The sequence below is a fragment of the Bradyrhizobium sp. NBAIM08 genome (assembly GCF_020193935.1).
Taxonomy (GTDB): Bacteria; Pseudomonadota; Alphaproteobacteria; order Rhizobiales; family Xanthobacteraceae; genus Bradyrhizobium; species Bradyrhizobium yuanmingense.
The window spans coordinates 1-469 of sequence record NZ_JADYVR010000171.1 but is presented as its reverse complement, the minus strand read 5'-3'; the positions used below and the strand labels follow the sequence as shown (position 1 = coordinate 469).

Annotated in this window: 1 protein-coding gene; it reads right to left on the bottom strand. The window is 63.3% G+C overall.

Annotated features, from left to right (window positions below; translation table 11 throughout):
• The coding region (locus I6F37_RS38965) for an SMP-30/gluconolactonase/LRE family protein (protein WP_225154218.1) at nt 1–469 on the bottom strand (469 nt) is incomplete at both ends.

Genomic DNA, 469 nt, shown 5'->3' with positions numbered 1-469 from the left:
CAGTTGGCGCGGTATGCCTTTCTCCGAACCGCTTTCCGCCACGTAGAGCGTGCGCTGGTCGCGTGAGACGAGAATGCCGTTCGGCTGCGTCGTATCGAAGGTCACTCGCGTGACGCTGTACTTTCCGTCGGACTGAGGATCGGCGCGCAGCACCGAGCGATGATCGAGATCGCTCACCTCGGTCTTGTCCCAGTTGCCTTCGTTCACCGGATTCGTGAACCAGATGCGCCCCTTGCGATCGACGGCGAGATCGTTGGGCGTGTTGAGCCGCTTGCCGTCGAGGCGATCTGCGACGACGACGTTTTTCCCGTCGGGATCGAAGCGCACGATCGCGCGTCCGCCCGAGCAGCAGCCGAAGAGCCTGCCGTTCTCGTCGTACGCGAGGCCGTTGGTGCGATTGGTGCCGTTGCGCCAGACCTCGATCGCATCGGACTTCGGATCGTACCGCAGGATGCGGTTCTCCCGGATC